The sequence below is a fragment of the Roseicyclus sp. genome, from assembly GCF_965662675.1.
Taxonomy (GTDB): domain Bacteria; phylum Pseudomonadota; class Alphaproteobacteria; order Rhodobacterales; family Rhodobacteraceae; genus Roseicyclus.
The window spans coordinates 5,210-30,392 of the sequence record NZ_CBFIIK010000019.1; the positions used below are offsets into that span (position 1 = coordinate 5,210).

Consider the following 25,183-nt stretch of genomic DNA (forward strand, 5'->3'; position numbering starts at 1 on the left):
GATCGTGGTGACCCCTGCCCCCGCCCTGCCCGGCGGCGATGCGCGCGAGATGCTGTGTTTCGACACGCTGACATGGGCCCCGATCGACAGGCGGCTGGTGGTGGCCGACATGCTCGCCCCATGCGAGCGCGACTGGCTCAACGATTATCACGCGACGGTTCTGGCCAAGATCGGCCCGGCGCTCGATGCGCCCACGCAGGACTGGCTGATGCGCGCCTGTGCGCCCATCTGACATGCCCCTCTTGGCATCCGGACCCGTGACCGACATAAAGACCGCAACCCAAGGAGGGACCGCATATGGCCGAGAATATCACGATCCGAAATGCCCCCGGCAAATGGGTGGTGCGCGCAGGCGGCGCGATCTTGGGCGAAAGCGAGCAGGCGCTCGAGATGACCGAGGGCGACTACCCCCCTGTCATCTATTTCCCGCGCGGTGACATCGGCATGGCGTTCTTGGAGAAATCCGCCAGCGCGACCACCTGCCCACACAAGGGTGTGGCGAGCTATTTCACCGTCTGTGTCCCCTCGGGCGACATGCCCGATGCTGCGTGGAGCTATGAGGCTCCGATCGCAGCCGTGGCCGCCATCGCGGGTCATATCGCCTTTTACACCGACCGCGTCACGGTCGAGCGGCTCTGATCAGCTGTGTTCCTCGGCCGCGGTGGCGGCCAGCGCCCGGTTATAGGCCTTGAGCGCATCGACATGGAACAGCGCCCCCTCGAGCGCGGGGGGGCCATCACCCGGCGCAAGCTGGACAACCGGCACAAAATCAAGGCCCGTACGCTCGAAAATCGGCAAGGCGCGCTCCAGCGTTGCGTTGGTATCGGTGTAGATGCCTTGCTCGATCAGGGTCAAAAGCCGATCATGGGGCGCGGCATTTTCATGGTCCATGGGCCGCATCACAAGGCCGACGCGGAACATCGCCAGAAGATAGGCCTGTGGCCCGGCGGCCAGATGGATATTGCGCCTCTCGAGCTGGGTCAGGAAGAAGGACCGATCCACAAGGCGCGAGGCGAGCGCCGTCGAGATCGAGACCGCGACCATCACCGCAAGACCGGTCTGCCAATCCCCGGTCAATTCGAACACGATCAGCGTGGTCGAGATCGGCGCCCCCAGAACGGCGGCTGCCACGGCCCCCATCCCGGCCAGCGCGTAAAGCGTGCCCTCACCTGATTGATCAGGAAAGATCGCGGTCGCCACGATGCCGAAGGCAAGCCCGGCCATCGCACCGATCATCAGCGAGGGCGAGAAAATGCCGCCCCCCATGCGCCCACCCAAGGTGATCGCCACCGCCAGAACCTTGAGGATGGTAAAGACGATCGCTTCATGCAAGAGCAACTCGCCGGTGAGCGCGGCCGATGTCGTCTCATAGCCCACGCCGATGATATGGGGAAAGGGAATGGCGAGCCCCCCCAAGAGCAGCCCCGCGAAAGCCGGCCTCAGCCAGCGCGGCATCCCGCTCAGACGCTGCGCCAGATTACCCAGATCCTCGGCCCAGAAAACCGCGCGCATCAAGGCCACCGCCACGAGGCCGCACACAAGCCCAAGGATCAAGAAAGCGGGCAATTCGGCATAGAATTGCAGTGCGCTATCGGTGGGCAGGCTGTATTCCGTCACCCCCCCGAATTCGAGCCGGTTGATCACCGTGCCCGCCACGCTGGCGATGACGATCGGCGCGAAAGCATGGACCGCGAAATGGCGCAGCACCACCTCGAGCGCGAAAAGCGCGCCCGCGATGGGCGCGTTGAACGAGGCGCTGACGGCTGCGGCAACCGCGCAGCCCAACAGGTCGCGCCCGGTGATCCCATCGGCCCGAATCCAGTCACTCACCCGGCTCGAGATCACCGCCGCCAGATGCACCACCGGCCCCTCGCGCCCCGACGACCCGCCCGACCCCAAGGTGATGAGCGAGGCGAAGGCCGAGGCGATGCCGGCCTTTTGCTCCACCCGCCCATCGGCCAGCGCCGCACCCTCGATCACATCGGCGACCGAGCGCGCGCGGCCATCGGGGGTGAAGACATGCAAGATCATCCCCACGACCAAGCCCCCCGCAACCGGGATCAACAAGATCATGTACCAAGGCAGGCCTTCGGCAAAGCTGTGCATCAGGCGCACATCCTCGACGCCGTAAAGCGTTTCTTGCAGCCAGCTGATCCCCTTGCGGAACAAAAGCGCCGCGAAACCCGCGGCGATGCCGATCAGCAAAGCGATCAGCCAAAACTGTATCTGGGTCGGCCCTTTTTCGCGCAGCATACGCCAGCCGCGCCGGCTTGCCGCCAAGGCAGCGGAAATCCATTCCCGCAACAGGCCGAGCACGGTTTCGGCCAAGTCCATCCCCTTGCGCGGAGCCAGCGTCATACCCGATATCGCAACCGCTCCGCATGCGGCAAGCGACGGGTTATTCAAGCTGTAAGCCACGGATGGCTTTGAGAAAAGGCCAGAGCGTTCACGATCGCCATGGATTTGTCGCCGCGATGAAAACTTTCGTGATCACGCCCCAAGACCCAACCGCCGCTTCTTCGTTTCAAAAATATCCCGGGGGAGGCGCGCAACGCGCGGCGGGGGCAGAGCCCCCTATCCAAAATCGCCCCTATCCTTGGGCGGCGTCGATCAAGGCCCGCGCGGCATCACGCGCGGCATCGGTGATGCGATCCCCGGCCAGCATGCGCGCGACCTCGTCGATGCGCTGGCCGGGGTCGAGCGCGCTGACATCGCTCAACGTGGTCTCGTCCACCACCCGCTTGGCGACCCGCCAATGATGGGCGCCAAGTGCTGCCACCTGCGGTGAATGGGTCACGACAAGCACCTGCGCGCCGGCGGCCAAAGCCTTCAGACGACGGCCTACCGCATCGGCGGTCGCGCCGCCGACGCCGCGATCGATCTCGTCGAAAATCATCGTGATGCCACGCGTCTGTGCGGTCAGGCAGACCTTCAACGCCAAGAGAAAGCGCGACAATTCCCCGCCCGATGCAATCTTGTTGAGCGGGCCTGCGGGTGCGCCGGGATTAGTAGCGGCGACGAATGTGACGCTATCGACCCCATCGGGGCCTGCGGCTGCGGCGGTGATCTCGGTGGTGAAGACCGCGCGCTCCATCTTCAGCGGTGCAAGCTCGCCCGCCATCGCCCTGTCCAGCCTCAGCGCCGCCGCACGGCGGGCTTGTGTCAATTCTTCTGCCAAGGCGTCATAGGCTTTGGCCGCCGCGCGCTCGGTCGCGGCCAGACTGGCGATCTGGCCTGTGCCCCCATCGAGCGCTGCAAGCCTGCTGCGCAGGTCCGCCGCCAAAACCGCCAGATCATCGGGGCCGACACCATGTTTTCGCGCCAATCCGCGCAAGGCAAACAGCCGGTCCTCGGTCCGCTCCAGCGCATAGGGGTCGAGATCGAGCGCTTCGGTGAACCGGGCAAGCGCATCTTGTGCGGTCCCAAGCTCCACCATCGCACGCTCAAGCGCGCCAAGCGCGTCATCAAGTCCACCCTCAGCCCGGTCAGCCAAGCCATCAAGCCAGCGACGCGCATCGCCCATCGCCCCTTCGGCCCCTTGCAGACCGAGGGCTGCATCTGCGCGTGTCAGATCCTCGCGCATTTTGGCGGCCGCCTGCATCAAGCGACGGCTGGCATCAAGTGTTGCCTCTTCGCCCGGTTGCGGGTCAAGCTGATCCAGCTCGGCCACCGCATGGCGCAAGAAATCCTCCTCGGCCTGCATGCGCGCCAGATCGGCCTCGGCCGTGGCCAGTGCCTTTTGCGCGGCACGATGGGCCGCCCAGCTTGCGCGCAGCGCGCCGAGCATCGCGTCATGATCACCGAAGGCATCGAGCATGGCGCGGTGCTGGCGTGGGTCCAAAAGCCCGCGATCATCTTGTTGGCCATGCAACTCGACCAAGCTGTCGGACAGCGCACGCAGCACCTCGCCACTGGCGCGACGATCGTTGATCCATGCCATCTTGCGCCCATCGGGCATATTCACCCGGCGCAAGATCAAGCTGGGATCGGCCGGCAATCCCGCGTCCTCCAGCAGCGCAAGGGCCGGATGATCCGGGCCAAGGGCAAACTCCGCCACCACTTCACCCTGCGCCGCCCCCGCCCGCACAAGGTCAGCGCGCCCGCGCCAGCCCAAGGCGAAACCAAGCGCATCGAGCAAGATGGATTTCCCCGCCCCTGTTTCACCCGTCAGCACGTTGAGGCCCGGCTGAAAGGCAAGCTCCAGCCGGTCAATGATCAACATGTCGCGAATATCGAGGTGAAGCAGCATCAGGCCCCGCGCGTCCCTATCCCCAGCGGCCCATGACGGGCGGCGATGCAGAATTCAGAGCCAATCCCCGCGCACCGTCTGGCGCCAGATATCGCGCAGCCAGCCCTCGCCCGCGGCATCGGGTGCAAGATCCTGACCGGTCAACTGACGAAACGCATCGTCGTAGAAGGGCGAGGATTGATAATTATACCCCAAGATCGCGCCGGCGGTCTGTGCTTCTTCGGTCAGGCCCAATGCCAAATATGCCTCGACCAGACGCATGAGCGCCTCGGGCGTGTGGCTGGTGGTCTGGAACTGCTCGACGACGACGCGGAAGCGATTGATCGCCGCGGCGTAATGCTGCTGGCGCAGGTAGTAGCGCCCGATCTCCATCTCCTTGCCGGCAAGATGGTCGAAGGCCAGATCAAAGCGCAAGATCGCATCTTGAGCATATTCGCTATCGGGGTAGCGCTCGATCACCTCGCGTAGCGCCTGCAACGCTTGAAAGGTGATGCCTTGATCGCGGCCGACCTGATCGATCTGGTCGTAATAGCTCAACGCCAACAGGAATTGCGCATAGGCAGCGTCTTCCTCGCCGGGATAGAAATCGAGAAAGCGCTGTGCGGCGATGCGGGCATTCTCGTAATCGGTCGCGGCGTGATAAGAGAATGCCGCCATGATCAAGCCTCGGCTGGCCCATTCCGAATAGGGGTGAAGCCGCTCGACCTCGACGAATAGCGCAGCCGCCTCTTCGGGGTCATTGGCGGCAAGGGCCGCCTCGCCGCGCTGGAAAATGGTGGCTGCGTCGAGTTGCTCAAGCGGAACGGGCGCGCTACGGCCCGCGAAAAATCCGCCCTCTGCAAAAAGGGCGTTGTCGCCACAGCCCGAAAGCGCCGTGACAAGGCAGAGGCTTGCTCCGAGGCTCCATTTCCGGATCGCGCCTTGACCCCTCCGCTGCATGCTCGAAAACCTCGTCTTGATCGTTTCGGGCAGTATCGTCACGCCCAACGTTACGTGGTCCTAACACATAATTTTTGGGCGCAAAACGCAAGAGTTGCGCAAGGCGCTCGCGGTAACGATCCAGGTTTTGTGATCAGGCAACATGGGCCAGATCGGCCCCGGTCACACCGATACCGGGCAGGCGCGCGGCCTGTTGCGGGGTGCATTCCACTACGCGCCATGCGCCATGGCTGGCAAACAGCGCGCGCAAAAGCTGGTTGGTCAGCATATGACCCGCCCGCACCCCCGTGTAGCGGCCCAAGATCGGCGCACCCGCCAAGGCCAGATCGCCCAAAGCATCAAGCATCTTGTGGCGCACCGCCTCATCGGTATGGCGCAGACCGCCCGGCGTCAGCACCGTATCGCCATCGACAACCACGGCATTGTCATAGCTGCCCCCCAGCGCCAGACCGGCCGCATGCATCGCATCGACATCGGATTTGCGGCAAAAGGTGCGGCTATCGCAGAACTCGCGCACGAAGCGCCCATTGGCCAGATTGGCGACCCGGCGTTGCCGCCCGATTGCGGCATCGGCGAAATCGATGGTGAAATCCATCTCGAGCCCCGCAGCGGGCGAGAGCGTCGCCACGCTATCGCCATCGGTGACCTTGATCTCGCGCAAGATCTCGATCGCGTGGATCGGCGCGTCTTGCTGCTGGATGCCCGCATCCAGAAAAGCGCGCACGAAAGGTGCAGCCGAGCCATCGAGGATCGGGAGTTCCGGCCCATCGACTTCGACCAATGCATTGTGAATACCGCAGCCCGCCAAGGCGGCCATGATATGTTCGATCGTCGAAATCTCGGACCCGTCATCACCGCGCAGCTTGGTACAAAGGCGGCTTGTCGGCACGGCGTCATAGCGGGCGGGGATCAAGGCGGCACCGGGAAGATCGGCGCGCGCGAACCACAATCCCATATGTGCCGCTTGCGGTCCGACCGTCACATTGACCCGCTTGCCGGTGTGAAGCCCCACACCGGAAAGACGGACCGATTGCCTAAGTGTCGCCTGCATTGCGTACTCCGTGTCCCCATACACATCGACATGCCGGCGTTCGATCGCCTGTGTCATGTGATGCGCTGCAGCCGCCGCGTTACCACGCCATTAACTGCCAGTTGTGTCGATAACGGGCCGCGCGGAAAGGAACAATTCAACCTTTATGACGTCTTGCAACATTGCCCAAACCAATCGGCAAATCTTTGCCTATGCGCACCATGAACAGCGGCAATACTCTGTTTTTAATAGAGAAAGGGCCGGTGAAACACCGGCCCTTTGATCAAGAATGTGAGCGCTTCAGTTTGCCTGACGACGCAAGAACGCGGGAATATCGATGCGTTCTTGCTCGGGATCGACGATTCCCTCATCGGGCGCGACCTGCTGAACAGGCTGCTGGACAGGGCGCGGCGGGATGGTGCCCGTCATCGTGGGTTGGCGGCGCTCGGTCATGCCATGCCCCTCTTCGGCATGGCCGGTCATGCGGTTGATCAGCGTGTTCAGGCTCAGCCGTGACTTGTGCGCCTCGGGCTGTGGCTGGGGCTGGGGTGCTGCTGCAGGGCGTGCCACATCTTTCTGTATCGCGTCACGCAGACGGGCCAGAACCTCGGGGCGGGCCTTGCTTGTGAATTGCGGCTGGCTTGCCACCGGCTCATGCGCGGGTTGATCGAAGGCCGAGACACGCGGCGCCGCGGCCATAGGCTGATGCTGCGGCTGCGGCTCGTAGACCGGGGCAGGCACATCGTCGAGCGCGCCCATGTCTTCGTCGTCATAGTCATCCATGCCGAGGCTGTTGAACAACGACGGCTCGCTTTGTTCGTGGCGCACGAACGCGGCGCGGGCCGGTTCTGCGACGGGTTCCGGAGCGGGTGCGGGAGCAGGTGCGGCTGCCGGACGCGCGGCGACAGCGGCGGCGGCGTAAACACGCGCTTCTTCTTCGGCCTTCGCGGCTTCGGAGACATCGATGCCGGTGGCCACGACGCTGACGCGCATCCGACCTTCCATATCGGTATCAAGCGTGGAGCCGACGATGATATTCGCCTCCGGGTCGACCTCTTCACGGATGCGGTTGGCCGCCTCGTCAAGCTCGAACAGCGTCAGATCGTAACCGCCTGTGATGTTGATCAGCACACCGCGCGCGCCCTTGAGGCTGATTTCATCCAGAAGCGGGTTGGCGATCGCCTTTTCGGCGGCCTGCAATGCACGGTTCTCGCCATCGGCCTCGCCCGTGCCCATCATCGCCTTGCCCATTTCGTTCATCACGGCGCGGACATCGGCGAAATCGAGGTTGATCAGACCGGGACGGACCATCAGGTCGGTCACACCCTTCACACCTTGATAAAGCACATCATCGGCCATTGCGAAGGCTTCGGTGAAGGTGGTCTTTTCATTGGCCAGACGGAACAGGTTCTGGTTGGGAATGATGATCAGCGTGTCGACGACTTTTTGCAGCGCCTCGATGCCCTCATCGGCTTGGCGCATCCGCTTGGCACCTTCGAACTGGAAGGGCTTGGTCACGACGCCGACCGTCAGCACGCCCAATTCGCGCGCGGCCTGTGCGATGATCGGGGCAGCGCCGGTGCCGGTGCCACCGCCCATTCCCGCGGTGATGAAGGCCATGTGGACGCCGGCCAGATGATCCACGATCTCTTCGATCGACTCTTCGGCGGCCGAGGCGCCGACAGCGGGGCGTGCGCCCGCGCCCAAACCCTCGGTGACACGCGCGCCCATCTGGATGCGGGCATTCGCGCGCGACTGCGCCAAAGCCTGCGCGTCGGTATTGGCGACCACAAACTCGCACCCGTCGAGGTTTTGGTCGATCATGTTGTTGACGGCGTTGCCCCCGGCTCCGCCCACGCCGAACACGGTGATCCGGGGTTTCATGTCCGGCTGGCTTTTGGGCAACATAAGATTGAGTGTCATGGGTCTGTCCGCCTGTATGTGATCTTATTCGCGATCAATGTTCGATGTGGCGCCGATCTTTACGTCGACTGGCCATTTTGCCTCTGAATTCCCGCCATGCTACCCGTTTCCGGGCAGTCCGTCACGCGAAAATTCCGAGGTTTACGCGAAATATGGGGCAAAAATCGGCTGATTTTCGCCTCTTTTGCGATGACACACCAAATACGGGGGTTACCAGTTTTCGCGCAACCATTTGGCCGCGCGCTTGAGGCTGCGCGCAGGCAGGCGCTCGGCGGGTGTTTCGAAATCCCACCACTCGTCTTGCGGATAGGCCGCAAAGAGCGCCAAGCCCACAAGCGAGGAAAACGCAGGCCCCGCCGCCGATTGCGGCAGGCCCTGCACCCGCAGCGGGCGGCCCAGCCTGACCTGATTGCCCAAGATGCGGCTGGCCAGCCCGTCAAGGCCGGGGATCTGACTTGCGCCGCCGGTCAGCACGATGCGCTGGCTGGGCAGGTGGTCGAAACCCGCCGCATCCAGACGGACCTTGACCTCTTCCAAGATCTCTTCGACCCGCGGGCGCATGACGCCGATCAACTCGGCCCGCGTGGCTGTGCGCCGGTCGTGATGCCAATCGCCCGTCTCGCCGGTCAACTCGATCACCTCGCGATCATCGAGGCCGGTGGCGATCACGCCGCCGAAACGGCATTTGATGCGTTCGGCATCGGCCATCGGGATCTGCAGACCGTGGCTGATATCGCTGGTGACATGATCACCGCCCATGCGCACGGTGTCGGCATAGATCATGTGTTTCTTGATGAAGATCGACAGGCTGGCGGTGCCGCCGCCCAGATCGATACAGGCCGCGCCCAATTCCTGCTCGTCTTCGACAAGGCTGGAGATACCCGCCGCATAGGGGGCCGAGGCAAGGCCTGCCAGTTCCAGATCGCAGCGCTTGACGCAATGCAGCAAGGTTTCGACCGCCGCCGCCTCGATCGACAACAGATGCATATCCACCGATAGCCGGTTGCCCACATGGCCGCGCGGGTCGGTCAAGCCACTGCGATGATCGAGCGCGAAATTGACCGGCTGGGCATGCAAGACCTCGCGCCCTGCCCCCAGATCCGGCAAATCACAGGCCGCCAGAACGCGGGCCACATCGGCATTTTCAACTGTGCCGCCGCCGATGTCGACCTCGCCCTCCAGCCCATAGCTGCGCGGTCGACCACCGGCAAAGGACACGATGACATGGTCGACGCGGATCTGGGCCATTTTCTGGGCGGCCTGCACGGCCGTCCGAATGGCACGTTCGGTTTCTTGCAGGCTCTCGATATCGCCAAAGCGCACCCCGCGCGAGCGGGTCGTCGCCGCACCGATGATGCGCACGCTGGCCTGCCCCGCCATCGCACCGATCCCCTCGGCGGGCGATGCGATCTCGGCGGAGTCGAATTTCAACACCAGGCACGAGACCTTGTGGCTGCCGATATCGAGCACGGCCACGACGCCGCGCTTGAGCGCGTCTTGCCGCTTGGCCCGCATGGCACGTTGCGCATGGTATAGCGTGTTCATCCGCTTCGTTCTCCGGTGGGGTCCGCCCGCGCGCGCAGACGCTCTTGGCGCAGCGCCTCCATCGCTTGGGGGCTGAGGGTCACACTCACCCGATCCGCATCGCGCAAGTCGAGGCGCAGCACATCACGGCTCAAGATATCGGTGGCATCATGCAGCCCCAGCGCGCGGTCGAGCGCTTGCGCGGCATCTTCCTCGGGCAGCAAGATACGTCGCCCGTCCTGCAAAACCACATCCCAACGCCTTTCGCCGATGCGCACCAACCCAAGCAGACGATCGGCCAATGGGGCCGCCGCCGCGTGGATCGAGAGCGCCTCGCCGACCACATGATCCGCACCATCCCCACCGATCAACGGCAGCGGGCTGTCCAAGGTCCGCGTGGCCAAATCGGCCACGAAATGCCCCTCGGCATCGATCAGAACCGTCCCTTCGCGGGTTTGCCAGATCACGACCGGCACGCGCTCGCGCACGTTGACGGCTAGATAACCGCCGGCCTGAATGCGTAATTCAGCCTGCGCGACGGCGGGCAAGGCCTCGATCCGGCCACGCATCGCGGCAAGATCGAGATCGAAGGAGGAGACGGGAAAGGACAGGCCGAGATAGGCGCGAATATCCTCTTCCACCGCCGTGCTGGCACCCGAGATCGCCATCGCATTGACCCTGAACTCGGGGCGGCTTTCGATGCTTTGGCGAAGCTCTTGGACATTGGCGGCAAAGGCGGTGCGGCTTTGTTCATCGGCGAAATAGAGGCCAAGCCCGAACACCAGCACGAAGCTGGGCAGGCCAATACGCACCACCCGGCGAAACAGCGGCGTCAACCACAAGCGCTGCGCGCGGTACGACCAGATCGACGGCGCGGGATCGCGCGGCTGATCGGCCAAGGGGGGCGGGGGCGGCGAGGACATGCGCCTAGGTGCGCGTTCGGCAATCAGCGGTCGCATGAGGCATCCTCGACCAACCAGCGGCACAGCGCGCCGAAATCGAACCCGCACAAGGCCGCTTGTTCCGGCGTCAGCGAGGTGGGCGTCATGCCCGGCTGGGTATTGGTTTCCAGCAAGATCAGCCCGGCTAGCCCTTGGCCCTCATCCCAGCGGAAATCGGTGCGGCTGACACCGCGACAGCCCAAGGCGCGATGTGCGGTCATCGACATGTCCATGCAAGCGTCGAAAATCGGCTTGGGCAGATCGGCGGGCACCACATGGCGCGAGCCGCCGGGCTTGTATTTCGCGTCATAATCATACCAGCCATCGGTGATGATATCGGTCACGGTCAGCGCACCCGGCTGGCCCGGCCCGTCGCCCATGACAGAACAGGTCAATTCACGCCCCTTTACGAAAGCCTCGACCATCACATGGTCCGGCATCGTCTCGGACAAGGGCGGCGGCGCATTCGCGCCCTCGGCCACAAGATAGACCCCGACCGATGACCCCTCATTATTGGGTTTGATCACATAGGGCGGGGGCAGCACATGGGCGGCAACGGCTTGGGCCTTGGAGACAATCCTGCTTTCCGCCACCGGCAGGCCATGGGCGCGGTAGACATCCTTCGTGCGCGCCTTGTCCATCGCCAAGGCCGAGGCCAGAACACCCGAGTGTGTATAGGGGATGCGGAGCCATTCCAGCAGGCCCTGCACGCAGCCATCCTCGCCCCAGCGACCATGCAGCGCGTTGAAGCAGACATCGGGCTTAAGATCGGACAGGCGCATGGGCAAATCGGGGCCGCAGTCGATCTCGACCACCCCATAGCCTTCGCCCCTGAGCGCCTCCGCGCAGCCACGGCCCGTGGATAAAGACACTTCGCGCTCGGACGAAGGGCCACCCATCAGTACCGCAATCAGGGGGGTTGTTCTGCTCGAACCCGCCACCATTGCCTCAATCCGCCGGATTCTCTTGCCCGGTCAGTCTGTTATCGGGGCTTTGCCCCTTGTCATTTTGCCCGGTTTGCCCGGATCACTCGCCCGGGTTTCGCCCGACGCGCATGATTTCCCATTCTAGCGCTATTCCCTGCGTCTCGAAAACCCTTTTTCGGACCTCTTCTCCCAAAGATTCAAGATCATCGGCTGTCGCGCCACCGGCATTGATCAGGAAATTGGAATGCATGGGCGACATTTGCGCCCCGCCACGCGTGGCGCCGCGCATCCCGGCGGCGTCGATGACCTTCCATGCCTTCAACTCATGGGTGTCATCGGCCCGCCCGGTCGAGGAATAGCCCGCCGGGTTGCGAAAGGTCGATCCGGCGCTGCGGTCCTTGGTGGGTTGGCTGGCGTCACGCTTGGCGATCTGCTCGGCCATCTTGGCGGCCAGCGCATCGGGTGCCCCCGCCTCGGCGCGAAACGTCACCTCGGTCACGATGGTGTCGGGGGGGATATCGGTCTGACGATAGGCAAAGGAGACATCGCCTTGGCCCAGCGTTTCGCGGCGCCCGTCGCGATGGATCACCCGCGCCGACACGAAATGATCGGCCACATATGATCCGTAACAGCCCGCATTCATCCGTAGCGCGCCACCGATAGAACCGGGAATGGTGCGCAGGAATGTCAGGTCGCGGCCCGCCTCGGCCGCCTTGATGGCGACATGGGCGTCAAGGGCTGCCGCCCCCGCCGTGACCAGATCGCCCGTGACCACGATTTCGTTGAACCCACGCCCCAGCCGGATCACCACACCTTCGATCCCGCCATCGCGCACGATCAGATTGGACCCTACCCCCATCGGAAAGACAGGGATATCGGGCGGGAGTGCTGCAAGAAAATCAGCCAGATCACCGCTATCGGCCGGTTGGACCAGCCAATCGGCCGGCCCACCCACCCGCAGCCATGTCAGATCGGCAAGCGGCCGGTCGGGCGTCGCGCGCCCACGCAGGGGGATATCGCAAATACGCATCATGCCCGCCCTGCTAGCGCCGCGGTGCCGCGCTGTCCAGCAAGGGCGCGCCTAGCCGCGGTCATCCAGATCTTTCAACCGTGCGGCCAGCCCCCCTGCCCATGCGCTGATCGTGCCCGCACCCAGACAGACGACCATATCGCCCGGTCGCGCCTGTTCGCGTACCAGCCGTTCCAGATCATCCTCGGAGACGACGGCGCGCGCATGGCGGTGGCCGTGGCGGATCAGCCCCGCCACCAGATCATCGCGGCTAGCGCCGGGGATCGGGTCTTCGCCCGCGGCGTATATCTCGGCGATGCCCACGACGTCGGCCTCGTTGAAACAGGCACAGAAATCTTCGAACAGGGTTGCAAGCCGCGTATAGCGGTGCGGCTGATGCACGGCGATCACACGGCCTTCGCTGGCTTGGCGCGCGGCTTTCAGCACGGCCGCGATCTCGACCGGGTGGTGGCCGTAATCGTCGATGATGGTGATGCCGCCCACCTCGCCCACCTTGGTGAAGCGGCGATTGACGCCCTTGAACCCGGCAAGGGCGGTACGGATCTCATCGCCTTTCATCCCAAGATGGCGCGCGACCGCTACGGCGGCCAGCGCATTGCTGACATTGTGATCACCCGGCATCGGCAGGGTGCAGCCCGAAATCACCTGCCCCTCGGCCTGCAGTGCGATGTCGAAATGCGCGACACCCGATTTGTAGGTCAGGTTGACCGCGCGCACATCGGCTTGCGCGTTGAAGCCGAAGGTCACGACACGCCGGTCGGTGATGCGGCCCACCAGCGCCTGCACCTCGGGGTGATCGGTGCAGCAGACGGCCAGCCCGTAGAACGGGATGTTCGAGACGAAATCGAGGAACCCTTTGCGCAGGTTCTCGATCGTGCCCCAATGCTCCATATGCTCGGGGTCGATATTGGTGACGATGGCGATGGTGGCAGGCAGGCGGTTGAAGGTGCCGTCGCTTTCATCGGCCTCGACCACCATCCAGTCGCCCTGCCCCACCCGCGCGTTCGAGCCATAGGCATGGATCACGCCCCCGTTGATCACGGTCGGATCGACGCCGCCCGCATCGAGAAGCGTGGCGACCATCGTGGTCGTCGTGGTTTTGCCATGCGTGCCCGCGATCGCGATATTCGAGCGCAGGCGCATCAGCTCGGCCAGCATCTCGGCACGGCGGACGACCGGAAGGCCCTTGAGCCGGGCGGCGTCCAACTCGGGATTACCCGGTTTGATCGCGGACGAAATCACCACGACCTCGGCGCTATCGAGGTTTTCGGCCTTTTGCCCAATGAAGACGCGCGCACCCAGACCTTCGAGGCGCTCTGTGATCTTGGAGGCTTTCAGATCAGAGCCCTGCACCTGATAGCCGTGGTTGACCAGCACCTCGGCGATCCCCGACATGCCGATGCCCCCGATGCCCACGAAATGGATCGCGCCCAGCTTGGTCGGCAGTTTCGTGATCGCAGGTGTCATGCAGCGCCTTTCTGGGCCAGTTCCTCGACCAGTGCGGCCAGCCTATTGGCCGCATCGGGGATGCCAGCAGCGAGGGCCGCTTGCGCCATCTGGTCGGCCTTGGCCGGTTCGGTGAGAATGGATCGGATCGCCGCCGACAGACTGTCGGGCGACAGCGATTGCTCGGATATCATCAGGGCGGCACCGGCTGCAACCAGACCGCTGGCATTGGCGCTTTGATGATCGGCGGTGGCCTGTGCATAGGGGATCAGGATCGCGGGCCGCCCAATCACCGAGATATCGGCGACGGATGAGGCACCGGCCCGGCTGATCACCAGCTGCGCCTCGGAAAGGCGACGGGGGATATCGCGGAAGAACGTCTCGATTTCGGCGCGCACGCCGCTTGTGCCATAGGCATCGATCACGCGCTGCAGATCTTCGGTGCGGGCCTGTTGGGCGACCCGCAGATGCGCGCGCAGATCTTCGGGCAGGCGGGCGATGGCCGCGGGCACCACATCGGACAGGATGCGCGCGCCCTGGCTGCCGCCAATGACCACAAGGTTCATCGGCCAATCGCCGGGCGGCATATAAGGCGCGCTCGCGCGTTCCAACACGGCGGCGCGGACCGGGTTGCCGGTATGCACCCCCACGAGCCCCTCGGGCAGGGCGGTGGGCCATGTGCCGCACGCCACCAGGTCGACCCGCTGCGCAAAGATGCGATTGACCCGGCCCAAGACACCGTTTTGTTCATGGATCATGCAAGGCGTCCGGGTAATCCATGCCGCCGCCAAGGCCGGGATCGTGGGATAGCCGCCAAAGCCCACAACGACATCGGGTTTCTCGCGCCACATGCGCAAGGTCGCGGCAACAATGCCGCCCACGATACGGAAGGGGGCAAGCATTTTGCCCAAGATCCCGCCGCGCGCGAAGGTGGCCGAGGCGACCTCGCGCACCGCGACGGCATGCGAAAAACCGTCGGTATAGCGCGCGCCGCGCGTGTCGGTCGACAATGTCACCCGCCAGCCCCGGCGCAGCATCACTTCAGACAGGGCTTGGGCCGGGAACATATGACCCCCTGTGCCACCGGCCGCGATGATCAGATGCGCGCTGGTCGGTGTCATCGTGTCACCGCTGGCGCGACAAAAGGTAATCGCCGATCTCGCCTTGTGGGCGCGAGCGGGTGAAGGCCAGCAGCATACCGACCGAGATTCCCATCGCGATCAACGACGAGCCGCCATAGCTGACGAAGGGCAGCGTCATGCCCTTGGCGGGCAAAAGCCGCACGGCCACGCCCAGATTGATGAAAGCCTGCAAGGCCAAGAGCGAGACCAGCCCTGTGCCCGCCAGCCGGATGAAAGTGTCGCGCTCGCGCATCAGGCGGAAATATGAGCGCAGCGCGATTGTCACGAAAAGCGCGATGATCAGATACACCATCACGACGCCGTATTCCTCGGCCGCGACCGCGATGATGAAATCGGTATGCGCATCAGGCAAGGTCCAGCGCACCGTCCCCTCGCCCAGACCCGCGCCGAACATCCCGCCATTGCGGATCGCGTCGGTCGCATAGCCGATCTGGGTGGTGGGATCGATCTCGGTCGACAAAAAGCCGTCGATGCGGCGCGCCACATGTTCGGAATTGGCATAGGCAAAAACGCCGCCGACCGCCACCAGCGCCATGACGGTGAACAAGATCACCATCGGCGCGCCCGAAACGAAATAGATCACCGACCAAGCAAAAACGATCAAGGCACCTTGGCCGAAATCAGGCTGCATCACCAGGAAGCCCACGATCACGACCATGGAAAGCAGCGAGACGGATTTGCCCGGCGGGCCGCCGATCTCTTGGCTGGCGGCGATCATCCACGCGGTGAAGATCACGAAGACGGGCTTGAGAAACTCGGCCGGCTGCACCGAAGCAAAGCCAAGCGAGAACCAGCGCACCGCCCCTTGGCCGAAATCCGTGCCAAAGGCCGGAAGCATCGCCAGCGCGAAGACCGCGCCGAAAAAGCCGATCACGCCGATCCGGCGGATCATCACCGGGTTCAGCATGGAGACCACCAGCATCACGATCAGCGCCAAGCCACCGAAACCCGCCTGTCGCGTGACATAGTAGAAGGGATCAAGCCCGTTGCGCTCGGCCAAGGGGGTCGATGCCGCGAAACCCAGCAAGATGCCGATCGCGAAAAGCGAAAAGATGCAAAAGATCGTGACCCGGTCGACCGTTCGCCACCAGCGTGGGATCACGGCCTCGCCGGATTGCACGATCACCGTGCCATGCGCGATTTCCGTCATGGGGACTGCCCGCCCGTATGTTCGTCGTCTGCCTCGAAGCGCCCGTTTTCCGGGTCTGGTTGCAACACTAACCCGAAACGGCGCGCAGGGCCAGCCTTAGCTTGGCATTGGCGGGTGTCTCGGTTCAGTTTTTGGGCAAGAGCTTGCCGACCTGCTCCATGAAATCCCGCCCGCGATGCTCGAAGCTGTCGTATTGGTCGAAGCTGGCGGCGGCGGGGGCAAGCAGCACGGTGTCGCCAGCCTCGGCCTCGGCGGCAGCGCGCGCGACGGCCGTCGCCATGTCGCCGCAGGTCTCATGGGGCAGATCGCCCAGATGCAGTGCGAAGGCGGCGGCCTCGCGCCCGATCACATAGGCCTTGATCACGGCACCCGCCGCAGGGGCCAGCGCCTCCATCCCGCCCTCTTTCTCGAGCCCGCCACAAATCCAGCGGATACGGTCGAAAGCGCCCAAAGCCTTGACAGCGGCATCCGGATTGGTGGCCTTGCTGTCGTTGACGAAGGCGACGCCACCGATCTCGGCCACGCGTTGGCTGCGATGGGGCAGCCCCTCGAAACTATGGAACGCGGCCTCGATCTCTTTTGGCGAGAGGCCCAGCGCCCGGCATGCCCCATAGGCACAGGCCGCGTTCTGGTGGTTGTGCGCGCCGGGCAGGCCCTTGACGCCCCGAAGGTCGATCGAGGCCACCTGACGGCCCTTGCGCATCTCGGAAAGCCAGCCCTTGCGCGCCACCAGATCCCAGCCCGGTCCGGTCAACTTGGCCTGCGACACCCGGATCACGCGCGCATCCCCCGGCCCCTCGGCAAGTTGGTTGGCGATATATTGCCCTTCAATCTCATCGACGCCGATGATGGCGCGGTCAGGCCCACCTTCGGAAAAGAGCCGCCGCTTGGCCGCGAAATAGCCACCCATGCCGCCGTGCCGGTCCAGATGATCGGGGGAAAGATTGATGAAGACCGCCACATCAGGCGTCAGCGCGCGGGCCAGTTCAATCTGGTAGGAGCTGAGTTCAAGCACCACAACCCCGCCATCGGCGGGCGGGTCGATATCCAAGACACCGCGCCCGATATTACCCGCCAATTGCACCGGACGCCCCGATACCGACAGGATATGGGCGATCAAGGCCGAGGTGGTGGATTTGCCGTTCGACCCGGTGATCGCAACCACCTTGGGCGGCTCTTCCATGTCATCCCACGCGCCCATGCCGAGCGAGCGGAAAAACAGCCCGACATCATTATCGACCGGCACACCCGCCATGCGGGCGGCCGCAATCGCGCGGTGCGGGCTTGGGTAGAGATGCGGAATACCGGGCGAGGTGATCAGCGCCGCCACGCCGACAAAGGCATCGGGCGCCATCGGATCCCAGATGGTGAAGCCCTCGCCCTCGGCCGCCGCGCGCGCGGGCGCGCCATCGTCCCAGCACAGCGCCTCGGCCCCACCTGCGCGCAAGGCACGCGCGGTGGCCAGACCCGAACGACCAAGACCCAGCACCGCGACCCGCTGCCCTTCCACGCCTTGAACCGGTATCATCGCAGCCCCCCGCCCTTAGCGTAGTTTCAACGTCGCCAGACCGATCAGCGCCAAGATCAGCGAGATGATCCAGAAACGGATCACCACCTGCGGCTCGGCCCAGCCCTTTTTCTCGAAATGATGATGGATCGGCGCCATCAGGAAAACCCGCTTCCCGGTCGCCTTGAAGTAAAGCACCTGAACGATCACGCTGACCGCTTCGGCGACAAAGAGACCACCCACGATAGCCAGCACGATCTCATGCTTGGTGGCCACCGCAATGGCCCCCAGCGCGCCGCCCAGCGCGAGCGATCCTGTATCGCCCATGAACACGGCGGCAGGCGGGGCATTGTACCACAAAAAGCCCAAGCCGCCCCCGATCAGACCGGCGGTGAAGATCAGCAATTCGCCCGTGCCGGGGACGTAATGCACATCAAGATACTCGGTGAAATCGACACGCCCCACGGCATAGGCGATCACGCCAAGCGTGCCCGCCGCGATCATCACCGGCATGATCGCCAGACCATCAAGCCCGTCGGTCAGGTTCACCGCATTGGCCGAACCGACGATCACCAGCATGGCAAAGGGCAAGAATAGCCAGCCCATGTTGATCAGCACATCCTTGAAGACCGGCACGGCGAGCTGCGCAGAGAGGTCATCGGGGTGGATCAAGACGCAAGCGGATGCCGCCACCGCCGCGATGACAAAGCCGATCAACAGCCGCACCCGCCCGGATAGACCCGCGCTGGTGTTGCGGCTGACCTTGGCCCAATCATCGGCAAAACCGATCAGGCCAAAGGCGACCGTGGTCAAAAGCACGATCCAGACATAGGGATTATCGAGCCGCGCCCACAACAGCGTCGCGAGGGTCAACGCCGCCAAGATCAGCAAACCGCCCATTGTCGGCGTACCCGCCTTTGCCATGTGATGGGCAGGGCCATCGGCACGGATCGGCTGGCCCGCCGCATATTTCCGCCGGAGCGCATTGATCAAGGGCTGCCCGAAGACGAAGCCGAAGATCAGCGCCGTAAAGAACGCACCGCCCGCCCGAAAGGTGATGTAGCGAAACAGGTTGAAGACATCCCCGCCATCGGAGAACGCGGTCAGCCAATACAACATCTAGCGGTGTCCCTGTTTATTGCCTACTGCCGCTTGCCCGAGTTTGCGCAGCGCGTCAACTGCGCGAGATACCTTGATCCCCTTTGAGCCCTTGAGCAGCACGATATCCCCCGCCCGCAGGGTTTGGGGCAGAAGCGCGGCCATTTCTTCGGCACTGTCGCGGTGCTGTCCGCGGATCGCGCCGGGAAGGGCGGCATGCAGATGCGCCATCAAGGGCCCCACCGTGTGAACCAGCGCGATGCGCGCCATCGCGGGGTGATCGGCAATGGCGGCATGAAGCGTGGGTCCGGTCGGCCCAAGCTCCAACATATCGCCCAAAACCGCGATGCGCCGCCCGCGCCCCTCGGGTTCGGCGGCCGCCAGCATCTCGAGCGCTGCGGCGATCGAGGCGGGATTGGCGTTGAAGGCATCATCGATCATCTCGATCACCAGATCCTCGCCCCCGCCCAGGGTCAGCTTTTCGCGCGTGCCGCGCCCTTGATAGGGGGTCCAGCCCGCAAGCGTGATCGCGGCCTGCGTCGCGTCGGCCCCGGCCAATTCCGCCGCCGCAAGCGCGATCAACGCGTTCATCGCATAGTGCCGCCCCGGCGCGCCGATCTTGAACAGCCGCTCGGTGCCAAGAATATCGGCTTGGATCACGGTCGCGCCATCGGCGATTTGGGCCGCGATCATCCGCGCCTCAAATCCGTCGCGCGCACCAAAACGCACAAGGCGCGCACCCTGCGATCTGGCCTTGTCGAAAAGGATCTGGGCGGTGTCGATATCGCCATGCGCCAGCGCGATGCCACCCGGCGATAGCCCGTCATAAATCGCCGCCTTTTCATGGGCGATCCCCTCGATCACGCCGAAGGCTTCCAGATGGGCAGGGGCGACGGTGGTGACGATGGCGATATCTGGCCGGGTCAGACGCGACAGTGGCGCGATCTCGCCCGGGTGGTTCATGCCGATCTCGATCACGGCGTATTCGGTATCGGCGGGCATGCGCGCCAGCGTGATCGGCACGCCCCAATGATTGTTGAAACTCGCCTCGGCGGCATGGGTCTTGCCCTGTGGCGCAAGGGCCGTGCGCAACATTTCCTTGACGGTGGTCTTGCCGACCGAGCCGGTCACCGCGATGACCTTGGCCTTGGTGCGCGCACGCCCCGCAGCACCCAAGGCACGCAAGCCTTCCATCACATCGGCCACGATCAACAGCCGAGCGGGGTCGACGCCTTCGGGGATGCGCGCCACCATCGCCACCGCCGCGCCGCGCGCCAGCGCATCGGCGACGAAGTCATGCCCGTCGCGCGCGGCTGACAACGCGATGAACATGTCGCCCGGCGCGATGGAGCGTGTGTCGATCGACAGGCCCGTGACCGCCCAATCACCCGTGGCCTGACCGCCCGTTGCGGCGGCGGCTTCGGCGGCTGTCCAAAGCGCGCTCATGCCCGTCCCTCCAGCGCGGCGATGGCAAGGCTGGCTTGTTCGACATCATCGAAAGGATAGACCACATCGCCGACGATCTGCCCGCTTTCATGCCCCTTGCCCGCGATCAACAGCGCGTCGCCCGGCGCAAGCTCCGCCACCCCGCGCAAGATCGCCTCGGCGCGGTCGCCGACCTCGGTCGCTTGTGGGCAGGCTTGCAGTATTTCTGCGCGGATGGCCGCCGGAACCTCGGATCTTGGGTTATCGTCTGTCACAAATACGATATCGGCCTGTTCGGCAGCAGCTTGGCCCATCAAGGGCCGCTTGCCCCGGTCACGATCACCACCCGCCCCGAAGACGACGATCAGCCGGCCCAGAACATGCGGGCGCAGCGCCTTGAGAGCCGTCTCCAGCGCGTCGGGCGTATGCGCGTAATCGACGAAAACCGGCGCGCCATTGGCCCTTCGCCCCGCCATCTGCATCCGCCCGCGCACACCCGAAAGCCGTGGCAAGACCGAGAATACCGCCGCAGGCTCTTCCCCCGCTGCGATCACAAGCCCGGCCGCGGTCAGAACGTTCATCGCCTGAAATGCCCCGATCAGCGGCAGGCGTGCCTGCACAGGCTGGCCCTGCCAACGAAACAGCACATCTTGCCCGGTCTCATCCAAACGCCGCCCAGTGATCTTGAGGGCCGCATCCTCCGCGTATTGGGCGACACCGATCACCTCGACCTCGCGGGCCGTGCAGGTGGCGGCGACGCGGGGGCCGTAGCTGTCGTCGAGATTGACCACCGCGATCCCGTCTTCAGGCAGCAATTCGGAGAAAAGGCGCAGCTTGGCGTGGAAATAGCTCTCCATATCGCCGTGATAATCGAGATGGTCTTGCGTCAGATTGGTGAAACCCGCCGCCGCAAGCCGCACCGCCTCCATCCGACGCTGGTCAAGCCCGTGCGACGAGGCCTCCATCGCCACATGGGTGACACCGGCTGTGGCCATCTCGGCCAGCACGCGCTGCAGCGTCAGGGGATCGGGCGTGGTATGCAGCCCCGGCGCGGCATAGGCCCCTTCGACCCCGGTGGTGCCGATATTGACCGCCTCATGGCCCAAAAGCGCCCAGATCTGACGCGCGAAACTGGCAACGCTGGTCTTGCCATTTGTGCCAGTGACGGCGACCACGCAGTCGGGTTGGCGGGCAAACCATAAGGCCGCCGCATGGGCAAGCGCGGCACGCGCATCCTCGACAACCACGAGTGCGGCAGGCGTTGCGGCCAAGGCATCGGCAGCAAGGGCCGCCCCCGCGCGATCGGTCAAGATCGCAAGCGCGCCGTTTTGCAATGCCGCCTCGATGTGGGTCGCACCATGCACTTGCGTGCCGGGAAGTGCCGCGAACAACGCGCCGCTGGTTACCTTGCGACTATCAAGCGCCAGCCCCGAAACAGCCACATCGCCACCCGAGCGGGGCGTCAGACCAAGATCCGAAAGCTGCCGTGTCAAAGGCGCCATTCCCTCACCCCATGTGCGATGACTGTGCGATTACCTTGAACTGCTCGATAGCGCATCCATGGGGCCCGGTTCAATCTCGGGCCGCAAACCCAACAAGGGCGCGCTGCGGCGAATGATCTCGGCGGCGACGGGCACCACGGTCCAACCGGCCGTGCGGCGCGGCTCGGGGCCTGATGTCTCGACCGGTTCTTGCAGCATCGTGATCAGCACATAGCGCGGTGCGTGCATGGGAAAGGCGGCGGCGAAGGTATTGATGTTGCGATCTTCGTAATAGCCCCCCGTGGGGCGTGGCAGATCGGCGGTGCCGGTCTTGCCGCCCACGGCATAGCCTTCCACCTCGGCGAAGCTGGCCGTGCCTTCGGTGACGGTCGCCCGCATCATCGCGCGCATCTCATGGCTGGTCGCCTCGGAGATGATCCGCGCGCCTTGCTGCGGGCGATCTTGGCGCAAAAGCGTCGGCACCACCTGCGTGCCGCCATTGACCATTGTCGCATAGGCACCGGCCAAATGCACAAGCGAGGTGGACAGCCCATGCCCGTAAGAGATGGTCATGGTCGACAATTCGCCCCAGCGCGCGGGAACCAAGGGGCGGGCATTGCGCGCCTCGATGATCTCGATCTGCGCAGGCGTCAGCAGGCCAAGTGCCCCAAGAAATTCGCGCTGCGCCTCGCCGCCGATAGCCTGTGCAATGCGCGCCGTGCCGATATTGGAGGAATGGATGAAAACGTCATGGACTGATTGCGCCGGTCCTTGGCTGCGATAATCGCTGATGCTGAAGCGCCCCACCCGCATCGGCCCGCGCGTATCAATAATGTCGGCGGGGGTGATCTGCCCCAACTCGATCGCCTGCGCGATGGGGAATGCCTTGAGAACACTACCCAATTCATAAACGCCCTGCACGGCGCGGTTGAACAGCGGGCTATCGGCCGGATCGCCGGAAAGCGCGGGCGCGGGCCGCGCGTTGGGGTCGAAATCGGGCAAGCTTGCCATTGCGAGGATCTCGCCCGAATGAGCATCCAGCAACACAGCCGCAGCACCGCGCGCGTTCATCAGCGCCATGCCACCGGCCAATACCTCTTCGAGCCCCGCCTGAACCGAGAGATCGATGGAAAGTTGCAAGGGCGCGCTGCGGCCCGGATCGCGCAAGGTTTCATCGAAGACCGCCTCGATCCCGGCCACGCCGATCACCTCGGCGGCATTGACCGCTTCTTGGCCGAAACCCGCACCGCCCAGGATGTGGGCCGCCAGACGCCCATTGGGATATAGCCGCATCTCGCGCGGACCGAACAACAAGCCCGGCTCGCCCAGATCATGAACCTGCTGTTCTTGCTCGGGGCTGAGATAACGCCGCAGCCACAAGAACCGACGATCTGAGTCAAGCCGCGGATGCAGCGTATCGGCATCTATTTCGGGGAAAATCTCAGCCAGACCATCGGCCGCGGCGCGCGCATCCACGATCTCATGGGGATGGGCGTAAAGGGCGTTGGTGGCGAAATTGGTCGCCAGCACACGGCCCTCGCGATCGACGATATCCGCACGGGTTGTGTGGATCGTGCTTGTGATCTGGGCAACCGCGGGCTCGGCCGCCTCGGATGTGGCCAGTGCCGCCATCCGCGCGCCAACCGATCCGAAGGCGAACAAGAACACGACCGCGACCAGTAGCATCCGCCCCTCGGTGCGCTGACGAAGCCTGTCGCGCTCGGCATCATGGCGCAGGCGCAGGTTCTCGCGCTCGATCAGATCGGGGTTCTCACCGCGCAGGCGGGCATCGAGAATACGCGCCAAGGGCCGAAGCGGCGTGCGCTGCGTCATGGGATCTGCTCCTCGCCGATAGAGGCGCTATCCAGCAGGCTCTCGGGCTCAGCAGTCTCGATCACAGGCTGCGGATAGGGAATCTGGGTCGCACGGCCGAATTGATCGGGCGACATCGGCAAAAGGCCCAACCGCTCGAAATTGATGAAGCCAAGCTCGCGCAAACGGTCGGGACGGTTGAGATAGGCCCATTCGGCGGTCAAGATCGCCATCCGTTCACGCTCGGCCCCGATCTGGGCCTGCAAACGCTCCACGCGGCGTTCGGCCTGTTGGGTCAAGATCGCTTGATGATAGGCCCAATAGCCCAGTGCGATGACCGCAAGCATGCCGCACAAGGTCAAAAACCCACGCATCACAAAACCTCCGGCAAAAGGGGAAGGCCAATCCGTGCACGATCAACGGGGCGGGCGGGTGCGTCGGTGCGCGTCGCCACCCGCAGCCGCGCCGAGCGCGCGCGCGGGTTGTCGGCCAATTCCGCCGCATCGGGCGCAATCGCCTTTTTCGGGGTCAGCATGAAACCGGGTGTTTGTTCTTGCGCTTCGGGCGCGTGGCGCGACCCGCCGCCGCCAGTGCTGGCGCGCTCGGCCAAGAAGCGTTTGACCACCCGATCCTCGAGCGAGTGAAAGGTGACGACCGCCAGCTTGCCGCCGGGCTTCAAGGCGCGCTCGGCGGCCTCCAACCCATCGACAAGCTGGCGCAGCTCGTCATTCACAGCGATGCGGATGGCCTGAAAACTGCGCGTCGCGGGGTGGCTTTGGCCCGGTTTCTTGCGCGGCAGGCACCCCTCGATCAAGCGGGCCAATTGCAGCGTCGATGTGATCGGCCCCTTTGTGCGTTCAGCCACGATGGCGCGCGCGATACGACGCGCGGCATGTTCTTCACCGTAGTGATAGAGAATATCGGCGATCAACGCCTCAGGCGCTTGGTTGACGATATCAGCGGCCGACACGCCCGTCTGGCCCATGCGCATGTCGAGCGGGCCGTCATTCATGAAGGAAAAGCCCCGCTCGGCGCGGTCAAGCTGCATCGACGAGACACCGAGATCGAGCGCCACACCATCGAGCGGCACGCCCGCCAAGGTATCAAGTTCGGAAAACGTGCCCGCCACCAGTCGCAAGCGGTCGCCATAGTCATCCGCCCAAGGCGCGGCCATGTCGAAAGCCAGCGGATCGCGGTCGATGCCGATCACCTGTGCAGCACCCGCCGCCAACAGACCACGGCTATAGCCGCCAGCGCCGAAAGTGCCATCAAGCCAAACGCCCTGCACCGGTGCCACCGCATCGAGAAGCGCGCGCAACAAGACGGGGATATGGGGTGCGCGAGGCTCGTCCGTCTCGCCAGCGGCGGTCATTCCGCATCCATCGGTGCTGGTTCGTCCGGCAAAAGCGAGAGCGCATCGAAATGTGCGTCATCGCGCCCAAGCTCGGCCAGGAGCGCGGCAAAGGTCGCAGCCTGTGCATCGGCCTGAGCCGGGCTGAGAATATGGAATTTCTCGCCATGCCCCTCGAAAGCGGCCTCGTCATCGAGCGCGATCTTGTC

At 64.3% G+C, this 25,183-nt stretch carries 22 protein-coding genes; 2 read left to right on the forward strand and 20 right to left on the reverse strand.

Going from position 1 to position 25,183, the window contains the following annotated elements; all coding sequences use genetic code 11:
- Both ACTG4J_RS05455 and ACTG4J_RS05460 read left to right on the forward strand, forming a co-directional pair.
- Nucleotides 1-232 (forward strand): M24 family metallopeptidase C-terminal domain-containing protein (locus ACTG4J_RS05455; RefSeq protein ID WP_439137762.1); only part of this gene is annotated, 232 nt, incomplete at its 5' end.
- Nucleotides 233-297: 65 nt separating this feature from the next.
- Complete coding sequence (locus ACTG4J_RS05460) at nucleotides 298-639, forward strand: DUF427 domain-containing protein (RefSeq protein ID WP_439137764.1); 342 nt, start codon at nucleotides 298-300, stop codon at nucleotides 637-639.
- On the opposite strand, the gene ACTG4J_RS05465 is transcribed toward ACTG4J_RS05460, so the two are convergent.
- The 20 genes from ACTG4J_RS05465 to ACTG4J_RS05560 form a co-directional block, all read right to left on the reverse strand.
- The gene (locus ACTG4J_RS05465) at nucleotides 640-2,253 is read right to left on the reverse strand and encodes a chloride channel protein (RefSeq protein WP_439137793.1); all 1,614 of its coding nucleotides are present in this window, start codon (nucleotides 2,251-2,253) and stop codon (nucleotides 640-642) included.
- Between the two features lie 337 nt (nucleotides 2,254-2,590).
- Nucleotides 2,591-4,249 carry a DNA repair protein RecN gene (recN, locus tag ACTG4J_RS05470; protein WP_439137766.1) on the reverse strand — a complete coding sequence of 553 codons (1,659 nt, stop codon included), beginning with the start codon at nucleotides 4,247-4,249 and terminating at the stop codon, nucleotides 2,591-2,593.
- A 54-nt stretch (nucleotides 4,250-4,303) separates the two neighbouring features.
- Nucleotides 4,304-5,188 (reverse strand): outer membrane protein assembly factor BamD, encoded by an 885-nt coding sequence (locus tag ACTG4J_RS05475; protein ID WP_439137767.1) that lies wholly within the window; start codon nucleotides 5,186-5,188, stop codon nucleotides 4,304-4,306.
- Between the two features lie 133 nt (nucleotides 5,189-5,321).
- On the reverse strand, nucleotides 5,322-6,239 hold the full coding sequence (gene lpxC, locus ACTG4J_RS05480) for a UDP-3-O-acyl-N-acetylglucosamine deacetylase (protein WP_439137769.1): 918 nt from the start codon (nucleotides 6,237-6,239) through the stop codon (nucleotides 5,322-5,324).
- A 279-nt stretch (nucleotides 6,240-6,518) separates the two neighbouring features.
- Complete coding sequence (gene ftsZ, locus ACTG4J_RS05485; protein ID WP_439137771.1) at nucleotides 6,519-8,141, reverse strand: cell division protein FtsZ; 1,623 nt, start codon at nucleotides 8,139-8,141, stop codon at nucleotides 6,519-6,521.
- 210 nt (nucleotides 8,142-8,351) lie between these two features.
- Nucleotides 8,352-9,686 (reverse strand): cell division protein FtsA, encoded by a 1,335-nt coding sequence (gene ftsA / locus ACTG4J_RS05490; RefSeq protein ID WP_439137773.1) that lies wholly within the window; start codon nucleotides 9,684-9,686, stop codon nucleotides 8,352-8,354.
- The gene (locus ACTG4J_RS05495) at nucleotides 9,683-10,588 is read right to left on the reverse strand and encodes a cell division protein FtsQ/DivIB (protein ID WP_439137774.1); all 906 of its coding nucleotides are present in this window, start codon (nucleotides 10,586-10,588) and stop codon (nucleotides 9,683-9,685) included. Before ACTG4J_RS05495 ends, ftsA begins: the two co-directional genes overlap by 4 nt.
- 23 nt (nucleotides 10,589-10,611) lie before the next feature.
- The gene (locus tag ACTG4J_RS05500) at nucleotides 10,612-11,547 is read right to left on the reverse strand and encodes a D-alanine--D-alanine ligase (RefSeq protein WP_439137795.1); all 936 of its coding nucleotides are present in this window, start codon (nucleotides 11,545-11,547) and stop codon (nucleotides 10,612-10,614) included.
- A gap of 85 nt (nucleotides 11,548-11,632) precedes the next feature.
- Nucleotides 11,633-12,562 carry a UDP-N-acetylmuramate dehydrogenase gene (murB, locus tag ACTG4J_RS05505; protein ID WP_439137797.1) on the reverse strand — a complete coding sequence of 310 codons (930 nt, stop codon included), beginning with the start codon at nucleotides 12,560-12,562 and terminating at the stop codon, nucleotides 11,633-11,635.
- Nucleotides 12,563-12,613: 51 nt separating this feature from the next.
- Complete coding sequence (murC, locus tag ACTG4J_RS05510; RefSeq protein ID WP_439137775.1) at nucleotides 12,614-14,029, reverse strand: UDP-N-acetylmuramate--L-alanine ligase; 1,416 nt, start codon at nucleotides 14,027-14,029, stop codon at nucleotides 12,614-12,616.
- A complete protein-coding gene (locus tag ACTG4J_RS05515) occupies nucleotides 14,026-15,129 on the reverse strand; it encodes a UDP-N-acetylglucosamine--N-acetylmuramyl-(pentapeptide) pyrophosphoryl-undecaprenol N-acetylglucosamine transferase (protein WP_439137776.1) in 1,104 nt (367 codons plus the stop codon). The genes murC and ACTG4J_RS05515 overlap by 4 nt, the downstream gene beginning before the upstream one ends.
- A 4-nt stretch (nucleotides 15,130-15,133) precedes the next feature.
- Complete coding sequence (locus ACTG4J_RS05520) at nucleotides 15,134-16,300, reverse strand: peptidoglycan glycosyltransferase FtsW (protein WP_439137778.1); 1,167 nt, start codon at nucleotides 16,298-16,300, stop codon at nucleotides 15,134-15,136.
- A gap of 124 nt (nucleotides 16,301-16,424) precedes the next feature.
- Nucleotides 16,425-17,828, reverse strand: coding sequence for a UDP-N-acetylmuramoyl-L-alanine--D-glutamate ligase (gene murD, locus ACTG4J_RS05525; protein ID WP_439137780.1), 1,404 nt, complete (start codon nucleotides 17,826-17,828; stop codon nucleotides 16,425-16,427).
- Between the two features lie 15 nt (nucleotides 17,829-17,843).
- The gene (gene mraY, locus ACTG4J_RS05530; RefSeq protein WP_439137782.1) at nucleotides 17,844-18,926 is read right to left on the reverse strand and encodes a phospho-N-acetylmuramoyl-pentapeptide-transferase; all 1,083 of its coding nucleotides are present in this window, start codon (nucleotides 18,924-18,926) and stop codon (nucleotides 17,844-17,846) included.
- Entirely contained in the window at nucleotides 18,927-20,351 is a 1,425-nt protein-coding gene (locus tag ACTG4J_RS05535; RefSeq protein WP_439137783.1) for a UDP-N-acetylmuramoyl-tripeptide--D-alanyl-D-alanine ligase, read from the reverse strand.
- Nucleotides 20,348-21,832 (reverse strand): UDP-N-acetylmuramoyl-L-alanyl-D-glutamate--2,6-diaminopimelate ligase, encoded by a 1,485-nt coding sequence (locus ACTG4J_RS05540; RefSeq protein ID WP_439137785.1) that lies wholly within the window; start codon nucleotides 21,830-21,832, stop codon nucleotides 20,348-20,350. Before ACTG4J_RS05540 ends, ACTG4J_RS05535 begins: the two co-directional genes overlap by 4 nt.
- A gap of 30 nt (nucleotides 21,833-21,862) precedes the next feature.
- Nucleotides 21,863-23,644, reverse strand: coding sequence for a peptidoglycan D,D-transpeptidase FtsI family protein (locus ACTG4J_RS05545; RefSeq protein ID WP_439137787.1), 1,782 nt, complete (start codon nucleotides 23,642-23,644; stop codon nucleotides 21,863-21,865).
- Entirely contained in the window at nucleotides 23,641-23,997 is a 357-nt protein-coding gene (gene ftsL, locus ACTG4J_RS05550; RefSeq protein ID WP_439137788.1) for a cell division protein FtsL, read from the reverse strand. The genes ACTG4J_RS05545 and ftsL overlap by 4 nt, the downstream gene beginning before the upstream one ends.
- The gene (gene rsmH, locus ACTG4J_RS05555) at nucleotides 23,997-24,995 is read right to left on the reverse strand and encodes a 16S rRNA (cytosine(1402)-N(4))-methyltransferase RsmH (protein ID WP_439137790.1); all 999 of its coding nucleotides are present in this window, start codon (nucleotides 24,993-24,995) and stop codon (nucleotides 23,997-23,999) included. The genes ftsL and rsmH overlap by 1 nt, the downstream gene beginning before the upstream one ends.
- Nucleotides 24,992-25,183: hypothetical protein (locus ACTG4J_RS05560; protein ID WP_439137792.1), on the reverse strand; the 192-nt coding region annotated here is incomplete at its 5' end. The genes rsmH and ACTG4J_RS05560, both read right to left, overlap by 4 nt.